Origin of the sequence: Pseudomonas sp. R43(2017), from assembly GCF_002112345.1 — a bacterium.
GTDB classification, from domain to species: domain Bacteria; phylum Pseudomonadota; class Gammaproteobacteria; order Pseudomonadales; family Pseudomonadaceae; genus Aquipseudomonas; species Aquipseudomonas kribbensis.
This window is the reverse complement of sequence record NZ_NEHJ01000002.1, coordinates 310,410-326,515: the sequence shown is the minus strand read 5'-3', so window position 1 is coordinate 326,515 and position 16,106 is coordinate 310,410. Positions and strand designations below refer to the sequence as shown.

Genomic DNA, 16,106 nt, shown 5'->3' with positions numbered 1-16,106 from the left:
CCACAGTTGGTTTTAGGCCGACCAAGGAGAGTTGCGGATCACCTCGACAAAGTTCATCGGCTTGAACCCCGGCATCTGATCTTTCAGCACATCGGTCTTCACATTGCCGAACGTGGTCTGAGGGCGATGACGCAAGCCGTCGGCAAACGCGCAGATGATGCACTCCTTGAAACCCTCGCCCCGTGGATGCGCATGCACCACCGCCTCGCGCTGCACCGTGGTGAACGCCGCGTAGTCCATGCCCAGTACATCCATCTCGACACCCGCCGTCACCAGCGCCACGGTCGGACGCAGATGCTTCGGTACGCCCGGCGTGGTGTGCAGGGCGATCGACAGCCAGACCTGTTCGATGTCGTCGTCGCTCAACCCGTAGGGCTTGAGAAACGCCGCTGCCGCGTTGGCGCCATCGACTTCGAAACGTTCGTCGTCGCTGCGGTGGCCGTCGACCAGACCCAGATCGTGGAACATCGCGCCGACGTACAGCAGCTCCGGATCGTAGGCCAGTTGCCGGCGTTCGCCGCTCAAGGCACCGAACAGAAACACCCGGCGCGAGTGGTGGTAAAGCAGGTCGGATTCGATGTCGCGGATGTACTCGGTGGTGGCCCGGGCCAGGGCGCTGTCGGGGATCTGGATACCGGCGATGGTCGTGGTCATGTTGAGCTTCCTCGTCGAAAACGCCATTGCGGCGCTGATGGAGAAAGTCTGTTCCCGGGGGCAAAACCGGACAATCGATCCATGGCTGCGATCCTTGCCATTCAACCTGCAAATCGTGCCAGCTCGCTTCTGCGGCGCGGATTGGCTAGGGTTGGCGCTGATCCGCCATTCCCGGGAGCCGACATCGCCATGAACAGAACCGTCGCCATCGTGGTGTTCCCCGGCGTGCAGGCGCTGGACGTCAGCGGGCCCATGGATGTGTTCGCCGAGGCCAACCGCTTCCTGGCGCCGGAGGATCATTACCAGCTTGAAGTGATCGGCGTCGAACGCGGGCCGATGGCGTGTTCCAACGGGCTGACCCTGAGTGCGCATCGGCATTTCAGCGACGTGCAGGAAGCCTGCGATTTGCTGCTGGTGGCGGGTGGGCCGCAGTTGCCGTTCCTGGATTTCGGCAGCACGTTCGATGCCTGGTTGCGCGAGGCTTGCGGGCGGGCCCGGCGGTTCGGTTCGATCTGCAACGGAGCGTTCATGCTCGCCCGTGCCGGGTTGCTGGAAGGGCGCACGGTCACCACCCACTGGAACGACGCCGAGGCGCTGGCGCAGTTGTGCCCGTCGAGTCGTGTTGAGGCCGATCGGTTGTACGTCGAGGATGGCCAGCTCTACACCTCGGCGGGGGTGACGGCGGGGATCGATCTGTCGCTGTACCTGCTGGCGCGTGACTACGGAGCCGAAGTGGCGCTGAGCGTGGCCAAGCGGCTGGTGGTGTTTACCCAGCGCTCGGGCGGGCAGTCGCAATTCAGCCCGTTCCTCACGCCTCACGCCGAACCGACGTCAGCGGTGGCGATGGTGCAGCTGTATGTACTGGCCAATCTCACCGGCGACCTGACCATCGCCGACCTGGCGAATGCCGCGAACATGAGTGCGCGGAATTTCTCCCGGGTGTTTGCTCGCGAAGCGAAAGTCACCCCGGCGGAGTTCGTCGAACGGGCGCGGGTGGATGCGGCGCGGGTGATGCTCGAAAGCACCACGGCGCCGCTGAAGACCGTGGCGTATCAATGCGGGTTTCGCGATGCGCAACATATGCGCAGTGTCTTCAACCGGCGGTTGGGGGTGACGCCGCAGCAGTTTCGGTTGAATTTTGCGGCGATGGTTTGAGATCTGTTTTGTTCTGACTGACCCCTTCGTCGGAACGCCGCCCGGAGCAAGCTCGCTCCCACAGGAAACCGCGATCCAATGTGGGAGCGAGCTTGCTCGCGAAGGGGCCGCTCCAGTCAGCAAAAATCTATTGAGCTGCCCGTGCCGGCAACAGCTTCAGGGTACTCCGCGTATTCGCCGTCACCTCTTCATCACTGAAATGCGCCTGCACATACAGCCCGTCCACATACGCCTCCGCCTGATCGTCATAGTGGCTGTCGAACGGCACGCCGCTCTGGCCGACCGGGTTGATGGTCAGGCTGTGGGCGGGGTCGGCGAAGTCCACAAGCCGCCGTGTCGACGGGCCGTAGGTCACCGGCCACGGCGCCGGGCCGATCTTCGCCGAGAGGTTGTTCGGTACTTCATGGGAGCCGGGTGCGGCGAACGGGCCGACGTTGAAAATCCGGTCCAGCGGTTTCTGCTGCCCCAGCGGATGACCGTGGGTCAGCGTGTGGGCCTTGCCCCATTGCCAGCCGGAGGCATCGTCGCCGAGGGTCTGTTTCAGGTGCGTGATGCTGGCCTGCCACGCGGTGCGCACGGTGTCGGCGCGGGTTTCCTTGCCCGGGGTGTTGCGGTTGTCCCACCAGGGTGAATCGGCATTCGCCGCCAGGCGTGGCAGCGCTGCATCGAGCACGCGGGTCGACAGCAGAGTCTCGAACATGTCGTTGCCCAGCTCATCGCGCATCGCCGCGTCGGCCAGGTCGTAGAGGAACTGGTTGAACACCGTGGCGCTGACCGAATCCAGCGGGTAGTCGCCTTGCCACTGCGCCAGTTGCTCGACCAGTGTCAGCTGCGCCGGGGCGGTCACCACTTCACGCAGTACCGGCAACAACGGCGCCAGCACGCGCGGGCCATAACCGGTGGTGGTGCCCAGTTGCAGCTTCTGGTTGGCTTCGTTGTCCCACTTCACGTTCTTGTCGGCGAGCTGGCGGTTGAGTTGCTGGCCACGGTCGGCGAGGTTGTAGTAACCGGGAATCTCCATGCCGGTCGGCGATACGGGCTGGAAGTTGGCCGAGACGATATAGCCCCGCGCCGGGTTCTCTTCCTGCGGGTTGGCGCTGAACGGGAAGTAGCCGTCCTTGTCCGCCTGATTGCTGCTGCCGTCGAGGATGAACTCGGGTTTGACCCCGGCCGGCCGCTTGGGCAGCAGCGCCGAAGCCCACCAGGCGATATCGCCCTTGGCGTTGGCGTAGACGATGTTCAGCCCCGGCGCCTGCACCTTGGCCGCTGCGGCACGGGCCTTGGCCAGGGTGTCGGCGCGGTTGAGCTGGTAGAAACCTTCGAGGATCGGGTTTGGCGTTTCGAGGAATGCCCACCACATGGCAATCGGGGTTTTTCCGGCGGCAGTGCCGAGGGCGTCGTTGACGATCGGCCCGTGGGGCGACTGACGCAGGGTGATGGTCACCGGTGCCTGGCCTTTCACGGCGATTTGCTGCTCGGTGCTGACCATGTCGGTCCACTGGCCGTGGTACCAGACCTGATTCGGGTTGTCCGGATTGACCTTCTCGGCGATCAGGTCCAGGTCATCGTTCTGGAACATGGTCAGGCTCCAGCCGAAATCCAGGTTGTGCCCCAGGAACGCAAACGGCACCAGCGCCTGATGATGGCCGTAAAGTTCAAAACCCGGTGCCGACAGCTGCGCTTCGTACCACACCGATGGCACCGAGAAGCGGATGTGCGGGTCGCCGGCCAGCAACGCCTTGCCGCCCTTGCTGCGACTGCCGGCAATCACCCAGGCGTTGCTGCCTTCGAACTGCGGCAGGCCGTTGTCGATCAGTGCCTGTTCGCTGAGGCGGGCGAGGGCGTTCAGGTCTTTCCAGTCTTCGGCAGCGAGAGCCGGTGCGGTGCCGGCACGGCCCTTGGCGAGCACGCCCTTGGGCTGCCAGTCGAGGTCGAAGACGCTCAGGTAGTCGGCGCCCAGTTGATCGCGCACGTAGGTCAGCAGCGGTTCGGTGCGAAACGCAGCGGCGAAGCTGTAGGCCATATAGCCGGCGACGCTGATGGTGTCTTCGGCAGTGAACGGCCGCTTGGGGATGCCCAGCACGTCGAACTCGACGGGGGCGGCGTGCGAGTCCTGATACTGGTTGATGCCGTCCAGATAGGCTTGCAGGGCCTTCCACGCCGGTGACTGCTTGTCGAGGCCGGCCACGTAACTGGCGGCGCGCTCGCGGATGCGCAGGCTGCGGAACAACTTGTCGGTGTCGAGCAGTTTCGGTCCCAGCACTTCGGCCAGTTCGCCCCGGGCCAGGCGGCGCATGGCTTCCATCTGGAACAACCGGTCCTGGGCATGCACGTAGCCGAGGGCGCGATAGAGGTCAGTTTCGTTTTCGGCACGGATGTGCGGCACACCGCGCTCGTCGTAACGCACGGTCACCGAGCCTTGCAGGTTGCGCAGTTCCACCTGGCCCTGACGCGTCGGTTGCTTGCTGTAGAGGTAGCCGCCAACCCCGATGGCGGGAATGACGATCAGCAACGCAAGTACGGTCAGGCCTCGTTTCATGAAAATTCTGCTCCCTGTCGTTCTATTTATATGAAGGCATTGATGGTGCTGATCTAGTTGAAGCTCGCAACCGGGATTTCATAACACAGTATTTCTCGAATAGGAAGTTTCCTTCAGGTTTTCGGGAAGTGCACTACAGGTTTGTTATTGCGGCGTTTAACGGGGCAGGCCTATAAAAGACCTCGAGAAAAAACAGAGGACCAAAACAAAGTTTGCGAATTCGATACATGGAATAACTGACATGGAGAAGTCGTATGAGTGATGTTGGAAATTATCTTGGGCCGCACAAACAAATCGCACCGGGGAAATATGAACTGGCACCGATACCCGTTCGGACATTTGCGCCGGTTCGATTGGGGCAGGGTGGCTATTTTTCGGGAAGTTGGGGGTTGAATGAAGGACCGCACAGAGGCACCGGGCAAGGCTCCGGCAAACTTGATCCGTTAACCCCGTTCATTTGGGATGACTTGATGCATGAGCAGCAGAATGCTCAGGCACATATTGATCTTGAGTACGCTGGAGTATTCAGCAATATCCTGATGGCCTCGAACAATGAAGTAGAACACGCCAGGCAAGTTGCCGGTGTTGGCCTGTCTCCGGTTCAGAAAGTAAAGGCCGATCAGGAAATAACCCTTCAGGTTGTTCACGCAAAGTTATTGGAATATCGCGCGCATGCCGAGACTGCTTACTCGTTGTATGGCCATAATCCATTCTTTCTGATGAAGGATCTGTCCTTCAGGAAAATCCGGGAAAGTCTGGCGTCGCCCGTTCCGGATGTCTCCGTTGCGTATGCCGCCATCGACAGGGCCTACCGCGCAGCAATGGAGCTGAGGCGGCTTTCTTGGGTGATGGCGATTATCGCCAATCAGCTTCCGGAGTTGGCGGCAAGAAGAATCCAGGTCGAAACTGCGACTCAAACCACTCGGGACGCCCAGCAAATTCTTTCTGCTGAAAGGCTCTCCGTGGTCAATCTGGAAACGAATATCCGCTTCCAGTTTCTGCCGGGTTTTCTCGTTGAAAGAATGGCCGCCATTGCGGGCACAACCGGCGGCAGTCTCTCTCAAACGCTCACGAACTATAAATTTGCAGCGGACAGTATCAGCGCCGCCGAGCAGGCCGCAGTCCGGCCCTATGCAATCGCCAACCCGGCCATCAACGCACCGTTGAGCAAGCCTGAGCTCGAAGCACTGAAGAACCTGGTGGACCTGCAGGCCACTACGGATCTGGGCAAGCGCTGGCAGGACTATCACGCGTCACTTCTGCACTCGGAAAGCGCCCGGCACATGGCTGCGGCTGCGGACGCTTTTGCCGGTCTGATCGCCCGGGCCCAAGAGGCGGAGCGTCTGCAGGAGCAGATACGCCTTGCCCGGGAGCAGGAAGCCCGGCAGTTGCAGGAGCAGGCGCGTTTAGCTGCGGAGGCTGAAGCCCGGCGTGTTGCCGAGGAGCAGGCGCGTATACGGGAAGAAGCGCGAATTGCCGCCGAGGCAGAAGCAAGACGCATAGCCGATGAGCAAGCGCGGGTAGCGGCAGAGGCTCTTCGTTCCGCCCATACCTTCCGCGCGCCGGGTGTCACTTCTGCGGTCGGGCCGCTGTTCATGACGTCGGCGGGAGTCCTGGCGGTTGCCGAGGCCGCTTCGGCCAGCCTGCAAGCGGCGGTTCGCAGCGCCATCGCGGCTTTGGGCAGTCTGGCGGCCAGCGTCGGGGCGGGCGCTGTCGTCGGTGTTTCAGCGTTGGTCTACTCGTCGAAGCTGGGCAACGGGGAGTTGCCGGACCGTTACGCGTTCAGTACGCCACTGTCGGACCTCGCGCCAGAATTTGCGCCAGATCTGTACGCCATCGCGGCGGCTGGCGGGACGGTTGATCTGCCTTACCGTGTCAGTTCAAAGACCGACACGAATGGGCAGTCAGAGGTTTTTGTCGTCAAGACTGATGGGCGGAGTATTCCGTCGGCCACCAGGGTGGTGGCGGCTGCTTACGACGCCGAACGCAACGTCTACACCGCGACCACCGCCGATGTTCCGCCACGCACCCTGACCTGGACCCCGATCGTCAATCCGGGCAACAGCTCGACGATCTCACCGGCCGAACCGACGGATTCACCTGCTTACACCGGAGCGACTGTAATCCCGGTCGAGGGCCGCCTCGATTCGTTCCCGGCGGTTACCGAAGCCGGATTCGATGACTATGTCCTGGTGTTCCCGCTGGACTCCGGGCTGCCGCCGAACTACATCATGTTTCGGGACCGGCGGGAGGATCCGGGCGTCGCGACAGGAGTAGGGCAGGTGGTGTCGGGGAACTGGCTTGCCAGTGCATCGCAGGGCGAAGGTGCGCCGGTGCCAGTACAGATCGCCGATCAGTTGCGAGGGCGGGAGTTCAGGAATTTTCGGGCGTTTCGGGAGGCGTTTTGGAAGGCTGTGGCCGGGGATCCGGAGTTGTCTCGTCAATTTAAAACAGTAAACACTCTTGAAATGGCAAATGGAAATGCGCCTTTTGCTCCAGAAATAGAACGGGCAGGAGGTGCCGGGAAATTCGAGCTACATCATAAAATTTATATTTCGAATAATGGCAGTGTCTATGGTTTGGAAAATATTACTGTGGTCACGCCTAGCCGACATAAAGAAATCCACAGAGGACAGCGGCCAAATGATTAACAAGACGATTTCAGACTTTACGGAGAGAGAGTTTTTGGAGTTTGTTTCCGCAATATTCGATCCAAGCTCACGCACGGAGGAGGAAGGTGTTGCAATGGTTTCGGAGTTTAGGCGTTTAACAGAGCATCCGAGTGGTTCAGATTTGATCTATTACCCACGGGAAGGTAGGGAAGATAGTCCGGAGGGAGTTGTACGGGAAGTTAAAGAGTGGCGGGCTTCGAACGGAAAGTCTGGATTTAAATCGGAGTAGATCGTTAGCAGTGCCCTTGTTGTCTGAGTGGCGGTAAGGGCACTTTTTTGTGGTGAGACATTAATTAGGTTGGTGATTGCCATGTCGGTGGGTAATAAGCGAATAGGCGATCTGTCGGAGTCTGAATTTTTGAGCTTTATTACAAGAGTTTATAATAATGACTACGATACTGAGGAGCAGCATATTGATGCTGTTTTAGAGTTCAAGGCTTTGAGCGAGCATCCATCCGGTTCAGATCTGATCTTTTATCCGGAGCCAGGAAAAAGTGGGCCAACAGCAGTGGTTGAAGGGGTGAAGGCATGGCGGGCCGCCAACGGCAAGCCTGGTTTTAAAGTGGTTTAGTTGTGGAGTGGCAAAATTCTCACTCCCCACTCAACCACGGGCAGTAGCAACCGACCGCGAGCGTGTGGGTGGCATTCACCGGACGATCATCACTCAACGCCTGCAGGATCGGTTCGATAAAACTGTTGCTGGAATTACAGGTCAGCCCCTCGCTGTAAGGGCCGAAGTAAGCCAGTTTGCCGCTGCGGTCCCAGATCGCCACGGCCGGGCTGGCGGGGATCTGTTCGGAGCCGGGCAGCACCGCGATGGTCTTGAGATTGCTGAGAGTGGCGGGCAACTGACCGTGGCTGCCGGTCTTCTGCACGGCGAAGAACTCCACACCCTTGGGGCCGAACTGTTCGACCATCTCGGTCAGGTGCTGTTGATTGCCGACGTTGCACGGGCAGGCCGGGTCCCAGAAATGCACCAGGCGGATATTGCCGGGGCCGGCGAGGTCGTCGGGCAGGCGCAGCGGATCGCCGGAAAACACCGCGGTGTGTTCGCTGAAGGCCCGCAGATAGCGGCCCTGAAACCAGTCGTACGCAGCCCACAGCACACCGGCACACACGATGGCGAGCAGGCTGGCAAACAGTGCGGTGCGGTAGGGCGGGCGCATGGAATTGGTTCCTTGAGAGCGCGCTAGCTTGCCATGCTTGCCGCGACAGATGAATATCGCAGGCCGATAAAGTCCGTTTACCGTTCTGGAATTGCCCATGTCTGTTGCTTTCGATCCCGATCATCTGCGCGCGAGCCTCAAGCCGTTGGCCGAGTGGCAGCCGTTGTCCGAGGAGGCGAAGGCGTATCAGCGGTTCTACCAGACCGACTTCCCGGAGCGCGATGTCTGGCGCGGCATGGGTCGCTTCGACGTCGATGGTTATGAACTGGTCAGCCATTGCTGGTGGCCGGCGGAAACGGCCAAGGCCACGCTGTTTCTGGTGCACGGTTTTTATGATCACACCGGCCTCTACCGGCATGTGATCGAGTGGGCGCTGGATCTGGGGTTCGCAGTGATTGCCTGTGACTTGCCCGGGCATGGTCTGTCGAGCGGGCCACGGGCGAGCATCCGCGATTTCTCCGAGTATCAGGATGCGCTGCAAGGTCTGTTTGCCGAGGCGCGCTCGATTGCGTTGCCGCAACCGTGGCACCTGTGCGGGCAAAGCACCGGCGGGGCGATCATTGTCGATCACGTGCTCAATCACGGTGAGAACAGCCCGGCCCAGGGCCAGTTGATTTTGCTGGCGCCGCTGGTGCGCCCACGGGCCTGGGGCTGGTCGCAGTTCAGTTATTACCTGTTGCGGCCCTTCGTCCGGGGCATCGCCCGGCGTTTCAGCGAGAACTCCAACGACCCGGATTTCCTGCCGTTCCTGCAGGCCGATCCGTTGCAGCCCAAGCGCCTGCCAACGGCTTGGGTCGGGGCGCTGTCACGCTGGATCAAACGGGTGGAATACGCGAAGAAAAGTCCGCGCCGGCCGCTGATCGTCCAGGGCCAGGCAGACATGACCGTGGACTGGCAGCACAACCTGCAAGTGATGAAATGGAAGTTCGACCGGCCGCAGATTCTGCTGCTGGCCGAGGCGCGGCATCACCTGGCCAATGAAACGGCAGAGATGCGCGAGGAGTATTTTGAGTTCTTGAACAAGCGGATCAAGGGCCGTAATCCCTAGATCACTGGCTGAGGTTCGAGGTGCTTTGCCCCACGGCCAGCCCGGCGCGGATTGCTGACAGCGCGGCCTGATAGTAGGCCTTGCCTTCGGTGGATTCGGCGAAGGTCGCGAACTCTTCCAGTTCTTCATCCGACAGGTCGCGATAAACGTACAGCAGCGTGTTGTTCAGGTCGGCGCCGATCTGATCCATCAGACGCTGACGTTGACCGTTCAACATTCCCTGGGCCTGACCACCGCCGAGCAGGCCGGGAATCATCGAACTCAGGCTGTCCGCCGCCACGCCGGCAATCGCCAGGCTGACTTCGGCACCGGCTTCGCGGGCGGGCAGGGCCTGGGCGAGGTGGCCGATGATCAAAAGGCGACTGTCGCTGGCCGGCATCTTCGGCAGGCCCTTGGCGTTTTTCGCCAATTGGTCGCGACGGGTCGCCAACAGTTCGGCGGCAGCGATCTTCTTGCCCAGCGGTGACTGAAAGAACGACAGGGCCGGTTTCGGATCGGCAAGGTTCTTGCGCAGTTGCGCTTCGGCGCGTTGATCCACGGCTTGAGGAGCAAAACGCTGATTGCTGTTGTTCACCAGCGCCTGAAACACCGCCGGCGGCAGGCTGCTCTGGTAACGCTGTTGCGCGGCGCTCAGGGCGTCATTGAAATGCGCACGTTGGTCCGGCCAGCCGGCGACCTTGTACAACTGGTCGTGGCCGTCTGCCCAGGCGGGCAAAACGCAGAACATCAACAGTGAAAAAAGCAAACGGCGCATAGGGACTCCTGTCGGCAGCGGACTATTCTCCGTGCGGTGCCAGTACTTGTCGAGAATTCGTATCAAGCCGCCGCGTGGCTCTGTCGGAATTCTTGCCGCAGGCATACTATGCGCGCCATGCAAATATCCTCTGAACACCCGCTGCTGTTACGTATCGTCGACGACCTGGCCGAGCGTGGCTGGTCGCAGCAGAACATATTCCTGCCTGCGGATCTGACCCGCGCGCTGGCCGCCGAGTGCCGTAAACGTGAGGCCGAAGGTGAACTGGCACCGGCGGGCGTCGGCCGCGGGCCGTTTTCGGAGGTCCGCGAGGGCATTCGCGGCGACCATATCCAATGGATCGATCCTGGTCAGGCCGAGGCCAGCGACCGTTATCTGAACCTGATGGACAGCCTGCGCGAGGCCCTCAATCGTGGGTTGTTCTTGGGTCTGGAAGATTTCGAATGCCATTTCGCCCTGTACCCGCCGGGTGCGTTCTACCGCAAGCATGTCGACCGTTTTCGCGACGATGACCGGCGCATGGTCTCGGCGGTGATCTACCTCAACGACGGCTGGCTGCCGGAGGATGGCGGACAGTTGCGCATGTATCTGGAAGGTGATCGGGTCCATGACGTGCAACCCACCGGCGGTTGTCTGGTGGTGTTCCTCTCCGGTGAAGTGCCCCACGAAGTGTTGCCGGCGCAGCGCGAGCGCCTGTCATTGACCGGCTGGTTCCGCCGTCGCGGCAACGAGCCGTTCTGAGATGCAGAAAATCCTTGTGAGCCGCTGCCTGCTGGGTCACCGCGTGCGTTACGACGGTGGCGCCAGCGGGCCGTTCGATCTGCTGGAACAGTGGATTGCCGACGGGCGCGTCGTGCCGTTGTGCCCGGAAGTCGCCGGTGGTTTGCCGACGCCTCGGGCGGCGGCGGAGATTCCGGGTGGGCAGGGCGGTGAAGTGCTCGATGGCCTTGCGGCGGTGATCACCACCGAAGGCGAGGACGTCAGTGCGCAGTTTCTCGATGGTGCCCGCCAGGCGCTGGAGCTGGTGCAGAAACACGGAATTCGGGTGGCGGTGCTCAAGGCCAACAGCCCTTCGTGCGGGAATCTGCTGACCTATGACGGGACGTTCAGTGGGGTGAAGGTGAGTGGCGAGGGGGTTACTGCTGCGTTGTTGAAGCGCCATGGGGTGCAGGTCTTCAGCGAACTCGAACTGCCGCAGGCTGCACAAGCGCTGACACTTCTCGACTAATCACATATCAACAACACTGTGGGAGCGAGCTTGCTCGCGATTGCGTATTGTCAGTACCGATATTTGTGGCTGACAGGCCGCTTTCGCGAGCAAGCTCGCTCCCACATGGTAATTGTGTTCACTTCAGGTCTTCAGTGGCCTGCACGCTCAACCACTTCTGCGACAACGCCTCCAGCCGCCCATCCGCCCTGATCCGCTGCAACGCATTATCTAAACTCGCGTGAAACGCCGGATTGCCCTTCTGAAACGGAATCGCCAGATCCACCGGCGGCCCGACCTTCGGTTTCTCTTCCGTCAGCGCCTGGACCAGCACCAGCGGGCGGGGCTGTTCATCCTTTTTCGCCAGCAGCTGCGCATTGACCTGCGTGTAAGGTTGGCTCACGTCGAAACGATCCTTGAGTTCCGGGGTCAGTGCTATGTGGTTGAGCGCGACGTCGTACTTGCCGCTTTCGACGCCCTGGAGCAGATCGGCTTCGTCGGTGACGATGAAGTCGGCGCGTACATCCAGCTCGTTGGCCAGCTGTTGCCCAAGCTCGACCTCGAACCCCGTGAGTGTGTCGCCGTCCTTGAAATTGAAGGGCGGTGTATTAGCCTCAATGGCAATGCGCATCTCGCCACGGTCGTAGACGTCATCAATCAGTTCGGCGTGAGCCAGCGGGCTCAGAAGGGGTAGCAGGCAGATCAGGCCAGGCAGAAAACGCATGGTCACTCCTTTGAAATCATTGTCGCGGCCTGTTGGTCAGGCTCGCTTTGCTATGGTTGTCGAGTGCCTTCGACAACGAATGGTCATGAAGTTGTCATGACCGCGCGGATTTTACGGAAAAACTGGAGAAGAGAATGAAAACATTCATGTCACGTGCTGCTTTGGCTGGTTTGCTGATGGGCGTTTCGGTGCTGGCCAGTGCGGCCACGCCGGCGCCGAAGGGAGCCGAAGTGTTCATCGTTTCTCCCGAAGACGGAGCAAAGGTTTCGCAAACCTTCACCGTCAAGTTCGGCACCAAGGATGTCGCGCTGGCACCGGCCGGTGATGCCACACCGAATACCGGTCACCACCATCTGCTGATCGACGCCAAGGAGATTGTTCCGGCCGGCGCAGTGGTGCCGACCGACGCCAACCACATGCACTTCGGCAAGGCCCAGACGTTCGCAGAAATCAAACTGGCGCCAGGCAAGCACACCTTGCAGCTGGAGCTGGGCGACAAGAACCACATGGCTTTCGATCCGCCCGTGGTCTCGAAGAAAATCACCATCACCGTGGAATGATTTTTCCACCGGCATGAAAAAGGGAGCCCCGAAGGGCTCCCTTTTTTGTGGCTCAGCGCCGGATCAGAACAACACGCGGCTACGGATGGTGCCGTTGACGTGTTGCAGCTTCTCTTGCGCCAGCTCCGAGTACTCGGCGTCGACGTCGATTACCACGTAGCCGACCTTCTCGTTGGTCTGCAGGAACTGACCGGAGATGTTGATGCCGTTTTCGGCGAAGACCTTGTTGATCTCGCTCATCACACCCGGGATGTTCTCGTGGATGTGCAGCAGACGGTGCTTGCCAGGGTGAGCCGGCAGGGCCACTTCCGGGAAGTTCACCGACGATACCGAAGTACCGTTGTCGCTGTACTTGACCAGTTTTTCTGCCACTTCCAGACCGATGTTGGCTTGCGCTTCAGCGGTGGAACCGCCGATGTGCGGGGTCAGGATCACGTTGTCCAGGCCACGCAGCGGGCTTTCGAACTCTTCGTCGTTGGAGCGCGGTTCGACCGGGAACACGTCGATGGCGGCGCCGATCAGGTGCTTGTCCTTGATCGCAGCGGCCAGGTGATCCAGTTCGACCACGGTGCCGCGTGCAGCGTTGATCAGGATGCCGCCCTTCTTGATGGCGCGGATTTCCTTCTCACCGATCATCCACTGGGTCGCAGCGGTTTCCGGAACGTGCAGGGTGACGATGTCGGACATGCCCAGCAGCTCGTGCAGGTTGCCGACCTGGGTCGCGTTGCCCAGCGGCAGCTTGGTCACGGTGTCGTAGAAGAATACCTGCATGCCCAGACCTTCAGCCAGGACCGACAGCTGAGTACCGATCGAGCCGTAGCCGACGATGCCCAGTTTCTTGCCACGGATCTCGAAGGAGTTGGCTGCGGACTTGATCCAGCCGCCACGGTGGCAGGAAGCGTTTTTCTCAGGGATGCCGCGCAGCAGCAGGATCGCTTCGGCCAGCACCAGCTCGGCCACGGAGCGGGTGTTGGAGTACGGTGCGTTGAACACGGCGATGCCGCGCTCGCGGGCCGCTTCCAGGTCGACCTGGTTGGTGCCGATGCAGAAACAGCCGACTGCGACCAGCTTCTTCGCGTGATCGAAGATCTCTTCGGTCAGTTGGGTGCGCGAACGAATGCCGATGAAGTGAGCGTCAGCGATCTTTTCCTTGAGCTGGTCTTCCGGCAGGGAGCCAGTCAGGTATTCGATGCTGGTGTAGCCCGCCGCCTTGAGGACGTCGACAGCCGATTGGTGGACGCCTTCGAGAAGAAGGAACTTGATCTTGCTCTTATCGAGAGAAGTCTTGCTCATCTGCGTAAACCTGTATCCCGGAGAAAAATGGCAGGGAGGGGAGCAGCCTGGAGCTGACCCGCACGGCAAGAATGCCGTCGCCGCAGAACAGGCCTTGGGCACTGGCCTGCGGGGTCGGTATGCTAGCATAGCCGCCCCGCTAATCACTCATTCCTGCGACGTGAAGCGTTCTCAGGATGACCATGAATTGTTCGAGAGTTCTGTCGATGACCAATCCTGCCCTGATTGATGAACTGAAGACCCTGGTCGAGCCTGGCAAGGTCCTGACCGATGCCGACTCCCTGAACGCGTATGGCAAGGATTGGACCAAGCACTTCGCCCCGGCGCCGAGCGCCATCGTGTTTCCCAAGACCATCGAGCAAGTGCAGGCCATCGTCCGCTGGGCCAACGAACATAAGGTGGCGCTGGTGCCATCGGGCGGGCGCACCGGTCTTTCCGCCGCTGCCGTGGCCGCCAATGGCGAAGTGGTGGTGTCGTTCGACTACATGAACCAGATTCTCGACATCAACCTCACCGACCGCACCGCCGTGTGCCAGCCGGGCGTGGTCACCGAGCAACTGCAGAACGCGGCCGAAGAACATCACCTGTACTACCCGGTGGACTTCGCTTCCGCTGGTTCCAGCCAGATTGGCGGCAATATCGGCACCAATGCCGGCGGGATCAAGGTCATTCGCTACGGCATGACCCGCAACTGGGTGGCGGGCATGAAAGTGGTCACCGGTAAGGGCGATGTGCTGGAACTCAACAAGGACCTGATCAAAAACGCCACCGGTTACGACCTGCGGCAGCTGTTCATCGGCGCCGAAGGCACCCTCGGCTTTGTGGTCGAAGCCACCATGCGCCTGGATCGCGCGCCGAAAAACCTGACCGCGATGGTCCTCGGCACCGCCGATTTCGACTCGATCATGCCGGTACTCCACGCCTTCCAGGGCAAGCTCGACCTGACCGCGTTCGAATTCTTTTCCGACAAGGCATTGGCCAAGGTCATGGGCCGTGGCGATGTCCCGGCACCGTTCGAAACCGATTGCCCGTTCTACGCACTGCTGGAGTTCGAGGCGACCACCGAAGAAGTGGCCAACAGCGCCCTGGAAACCTTCGAACATTGCGTGGAGCAGGGTTGGGTGCTGGACGGCGTGATGAGCCAGAGCGAAACCCAGTTGCAGAACCTGTGGAAGTTGCGCGAGTACATCTCCGAAACCATCTCCCACTGGACGCCGTACAAGAACGACATCTCGGTCACTGTCTCGAAAGTCCCGGCGTTCCTGCGGGAAATCGACGCGATCGTCGGCAAACACTACCCGGATTTCGAAATCGTTTGGTTCGGCCACATCGGCGACGGCAACCTGCACCTGAACATCCTCAAGCCGGACAACCTGAGCAAGGACGAGTTTTTCGCCAAGTGCGCCACCGTCAACAAGTGGGTGTTCGAAACCGTCGAGAAGTACAACGGTTCGATTTCCGCCGAACACGGTGTGGGCATGACCAAGCGCGACTACTTGACCTACAGCCGCTCGCCGGTGGAAATCGAATACATGAAAGCGGTCAAGGCGGTGTTCGACCCGAACGGCATCATGAACCCGGGCAAGATCTTCGCGGTTTGATTGGCAATCCCTGATGAATCAATGAAGGCAGGAGTCGGTAATGAGCTATCAGCACCAGTATGTCGACGGTACGCGGATTCATTTTCCGCTGGGGAAAGTGGTGTGCATCGGCCGTAACTACGCCGAGCACGCCAAGGAGCTGGACAACCCGGTCCCTACCGAGCCGCTGCTGTTCATCAAGCCGGGCAGTTGCGTGGTGCCGCTGGAAGGCGGTTTCAGCATTCCGACCGAGCGCGGCTCCGTGCATTACGAAGCGGAAATCGCCGTGTTGATCGGCAAGCCTTTGTCGACCAAGCCAAGCCGTGAAGAAGTGCTGGACGCGATCTCCGGTTTTGCTCCGGCACTGGACCTGACCCTGCGCGACAAGCAGGCCGAACTCAAGTCCAAGGGCCTGCCGTGGGAAATCGCCAAGTCGTTCGACGGCGCGGCGGTGATCGCACCGTTCGTGGCCGGCAGCACCTTTGCCGACCTGACCGACATCGGCATCCGCCTGACCATCAATGGCGAAGTGCGCCAGGACGGCAACAGCAGCGCGATGCTCAACCCGATCGTGCCGATGATCCAGCACATGGCCGGCTGCTTCTCGCTGCAGGCCGGTGACGTGATCCTGACCGGTACGCCGGTGGGTGTGGGGCCACTGAACGTTGGCGATGACATCGTGCTGGAACTGCCGGGCGCCAGTCGCTTCACCAGCAGCGTGCGCTGATCCGGGCATCGCGTTCCCGAGCGGGAG

At 60.7% G+C, this 16,106-nt stretch carries 17 protein-coding genes; 11 read left to right on the top strand and 6 right to left on the bottom strand.

Features of this window, described 5'->3' with window-relative positions; genetic code table 11:
- Positions 1-12: 12 nt before the first annotated feature.
- Positions 13-654 carry an HD domain-containing protein gene (locus CAG02_RS06065; protein ID WP_085709001.1) on the bottom strand — a complete coding sequence of 214 codons (642 nt, stop codon included), beginning with the start codon at positions 652-654 and terminating at the stop codon, positions 13-15.
- Here CAG02_RS06065 and CAG02_RS29450 point away from each other — a divergent pair.
- Together CAG02_RS29450 and CAG02_RS06060 are read left to right on the top strand one after the other, a co-directional pair.
- Positions 641-847 carry a hypothetical protein gene (locus tag CAG02_RS29450; protein WP_085709002.1) on the top strand — a complete coding sequence of 69 codons (207 nt, stop codon included), beginning with the start codon at positions 641-643 and terminating at the stop codon, positions 845-847. The genes CAG02_RS06065 and CAG02_RS29450 overlap by 14 nt on opposite strands.
- Positions 844-1,809, top strand: a complete 966-nt coding sequence (locus CAG02_RS06060; RefSeq protein ID WP_085709003.1) for a GlxA family transcriptional regulator — start codon at positions 844-846, stop codon at positions 1,807-1,809. The genes CAG02_RS29450 and CAG02_RS06060 overlap by 4 nt, the downstream gene beginning before the upstream one ends.
- Before the next feature lie 127 nt (positions 1,810-1,936).
- Here the strand turns inward: CAG02_RS06060 and CAG02_RS06055 are convergent, their stop codons facing one another.
- Entirely contained in the window at positions 1,937-4,348 is a 2,412-nt protein-coding gene (locus tag CAG02_RS06055; protein WP_085709004.1) for a penicillin acylase family protein, read from the bottom strand.
- Positions 4,349-4,602: 254 nt separating this feature from the next.
- Here CAG02_RS06055 and CAG02_RS06050 point away from each other — a divergent pair, with 254 nt between their 5' ends.
- The 3 genes from CAG02_RS06050 (at position 4,603) to CAG02_RS06040 (ending at position 7,591) form a co-directional block, all read left to right on the top strand.
- Positions 4,603-6,999 (top strand): S-type pyocin domain-containing protein, encoded by a 2,397-nt coding sequence (locus CAG02_RS06050; protein WP_085709005.1) that lies wholly within the window; start codon positions 4,603-4,605, stop codon positions 6,997-6,999.
- Positions 6,911-7,249 carry a bacteriocin immunity protein gene (locus tag CAG02_RS06045; RefSeq protein WP_371856484.1) on the top strand — a complete coding sequence of 113 codons (339 nt, stop codon included), beginning with the start codon at positions 6,911-6,913 and terminating at the stop codon, positions 7,247-7,249. Before CAG02_RS06050 ends, CAG02_RS06045 begins: the two co-directional genes overlap by 89 nt.
- An 81-nt stretch (positions 7,250-7,330) precedes the next feature.
- Positions 7,331-7,591 carry a bacteriocin immunity protein gene (locus tag CAG02_RS06040; protein ID WP_085709007.1) on the top strand — a complete coding sequence of 87 codons (261 nt, stop codon included), beginning with the start codon at positions 7,331-7,333 and terminating at the stop codon, positions 7,589-7,591.
- 19 nt (positions 7,592-7,610) lie between these two features.
- Here CAG02_RS06040 and CAG02_RS06035 read toward each other — a convergent pair whose 3' ends face one another.
- Complete coding sequence (locus tag CAG02_RS06035) at positions 7,611-8,186, bottom strand: DUF6436 domain-containing protein (protein WP_085709008.1); 576 nt, start codon at positions 8,184-8,186, stop codon at positions 7,611-7,613.
- Between the two features lie 97 nt (positions 8,187-8,283).
- On the opposite strand from CAG02_RS06035, the gene CAG02_RS06030 reads away from it, so the two are divergent.
- Positions 8,284-9,234 (top strand): alpha/beta hydrolase, encoded by a 951-nt coding sequence (locus CAG02_RS06030; RefSeq protein WP_085709009.1) that lies wholly within the window; start codon positions 8,284-8,286, stop codon positions 9,232-9,234.
- 1 nt (position 9,235) lies between these two features.
- Here the strand turns inward: CAG02_RS06030 and CAG02_RS06025 are convergent, their stop codons facing one another.
- Entirely contained in the window at positions 9,236-9,988 is a 753-nt protein-coding gene (locus CAG02_RS06025; RefSeq protein ID WP_085709010.1) for a DUF2059 domain-containing protein, read from the bottom strand.
- A gap of 108 nt (positions 9,989-10,096) precedes the next feature.
- On the opposite strand from CAG02_RS06025, the gene CAG02_RS06020 reads away from it, so the two are divergent.
- Both CAG02_RS06020 and CAG02_RS06015 read left to right on the top strand, forming a co-directional pair.
- Positions 10,097-10,729, top strand: coding sequence for a 2OG-Fe(II) oxygenase (locus CAG02_RS06020; protein WP_085709011.1), 633 nt, complete (start codon positions 10,097-10,099; stop codon positions 10,727-10,729).
- A 1-nt stretch (position 10,730) separates the two neighbouring features.
- On the top strand, positions 10,731-11,216 hold the full coding sequence (locus CAG02_RS06015) for a DUF523 domain-containing protein (RefSeq protein ID WP_085709012.1): 486 nt from the start codon (positions 10,731-10,733) through the stop codon (positions 11,214-11,216).
- 118 nt (positions 11,217-11,334) lie between these two features.
- Here the strand turns inward: CAG02_RS06015 and CAG02_RS06010 are convergent, their stop codons facing one another.
- Complete coding sequence (locus CAG02_RS06010; protein WP_085709013.1) at positions 11,335-11,919, bottom strand: transporter substrate-binding domain-containing protein; 585 nt, start codon at positions 11,917-11,919, stop codon at positions 11,335-11,337.
- Between the two features lie 134 nt (positions 11,920-12,053).
- On the opposite strand from CAG02_RS06010, the gene CAG02_RS06005 reads away from it, so the two are divergent.
- Complete coding sequence (locus CAG02_RS06005; RefSeq protein WP_085709014.1) at positions 12,054-12,479, top strand: DUF4399 domain-containing protein; 426 nt, start codon at positions 12,054-12,056, stop codon at positions 12,477-12,479.
- Positions 12,480-12,542: 63 nt separating this feature from the next.
- Here CAG02_RS06005 and serA read toward each other — a convergent pair whose 3' ends face one another.
- A complete protein-coding gene (gene serA, locus CAG02_RS06000) occupies positions 12,543-13,772 on the bottom strand; it encodes a phosphoglycerate dehydrogenase (protein ID WP_085709015.1) in 1,230 nt (409 codons plus the stop codon).
- 206 nt (positions 13,773-13,978) lie between these two features.
- On the opposite strand from serA, the gene CAG02_RS05990 reads away from it, so the two are divergent.
- Together CAG02_RS05990 and CAG02_RS05985 are read left to right on the top strand one after the other, a co-directional pair.
- Entirely contained in the window at positions 13,979-15,373 is a 1,395-nt protein-coding gene (locus CAG02_RS05990; RefSeq protein WP_085709016.1) for an FAD-binding oxidoreductase, read from the top strand.
- A gap of 40 nt (positions 15,374-15,413) precedes the next feature.
- Positions 15,414-16,079, top strand: coding sequence for a fumarylacetoacetate hydrolase family protein (locus CAG02_RS05985; RefSeq protein ID WP_085709017.1), 666 nt, complete (start codon positions 15,414-15,416; stop codon positions 16,077-16,079).
- The last annotated feature ends 27 nt before the right edge of the window (positions 16,080-16,106 follow it).

Excerpts from the sequence above, each read along its gene's own strand:
- CAG02_RS29450 (WP_085709002.1), top strand. The coding sequence starts at position 641 with ATGGTCGTGGTCATGTTGAGCTTCCTCGTCGAAAACGCCATTGCGGCG.
- CAG02_RS06065 (WP_085709001.1), bottom strand. The coding sequence starts at position 654 with ATGACCACGACCATCGCCGGTATCCAGATCCCCGACAGCGCCCTGGCC.
- CAG02_RS06060 (WP_085709003.1), top strand. The coding sequence starts at position 844 with ATGAACAGAACCGTCGCCATCGTGGTGTTCCCCGGCGTGCAGGCGCTG.
- CAG02_RS06055 (WP_085709004.1), bottom strand. The coding sequence starts at position 4,348 with ATGAAACGAGGCCTGACCGTACTTGCGTTGCTGATCGTCATTCCCGCC.
- CAG02_RS06050 (WP_085709005.1), top strand. The coding sequence starts at position 4,603 with ATGAGTGATGTTGGAAATTATCTTGGGCCGCACAAACAAATCGCACCG.
- CAG02_RS06045 (WP_371856484.1), top strand. The coding sequence starts at position 6,911 with ATGGCAGTGTCTATGGTTTGGAAAATATTACTGTGGTCACGCCTAGCC.
- CAG02_RS06040 (WP_085709007.1), top strand. The coding sequence starts at position 7,331 with ATGTCGGTGGGTAATAAGCGAATAGGCGATCTGTCGGAGTCTGAATTT.
- CAG02_RS06035 (WP_085709008.1), bottom strand. The coding sequence starts at position 8,186 with ATGCGCCCGCCCTACCGCACCGCACTGTTTGCCAGCCTGCTCGCCATC.
- CAG02_RS06030 (WP_085709009.1), top strand. The coding sequence starts at position 8,284 with ATGTCTGTTGCTTTCGATCCCGATCATCTGCGCGCGAGCCTCAAGCCG.
- CAG02_RS06025 (WP_085709010.1), bottom strand. The coding sequence starts at position 9,988 with ATGCGCCGTTTGCTTTTTTCACTGTTGATGTTCTGCGTTTTGCCCGCC.
- CAG02_RS06020 (WP_085709011.1), top strand. The coding sequence starts at position 10,097 with ATGCGCGCCATGCAAATATCCTCTGAACACCCGCTGCTGTTACGTATC.
- CAG02_RS06015 (WP_085709012.1), top strand. The coding sequence starts at position 10,731 with ATGCAGAAAATCCTTGTGAGCCGCTGCCTGCTGGGTCACCGCGTGCGT.
- CAG02_RS06010 (WP_085709013.1), bottom strand. The coding sequence starts at position 11,919 with ATGCGTTTTCTGCCTGGCCTGATCTGCCTGCTACCCCTTCTGAGCCCG.
- CAG02_RS06005 (WP_085709014.1), top strand. The coding sequence starts at position 12,054 with ATGAAAACATTCATGTCACGTGCTGCTTTGGCTGGTTTGCTGATGGGC.
- serA (WP_085709015.1), bottom strand. The coding sequence starts at position 13,772 with ATGAGCAAGACTTCTCTCGATAAGAGCAAGATCAAGTTCCTTCTTCTC.
- CAG02_RS05990 (WP_085709016.1), top strand. The coding sequence starts at position 13,979 with ATGACCAATCCTGCCCTGATTGATGAACTGAAGACCCTGGTCGAGCCT.
- CAG02_RS05985 (WP_085709017.1), top strand. The coding sequence starts at position 15,414 with ATGAGCTATCAGCACCAGTATGTCGACGGTACGCGGATTCATTTTCCG.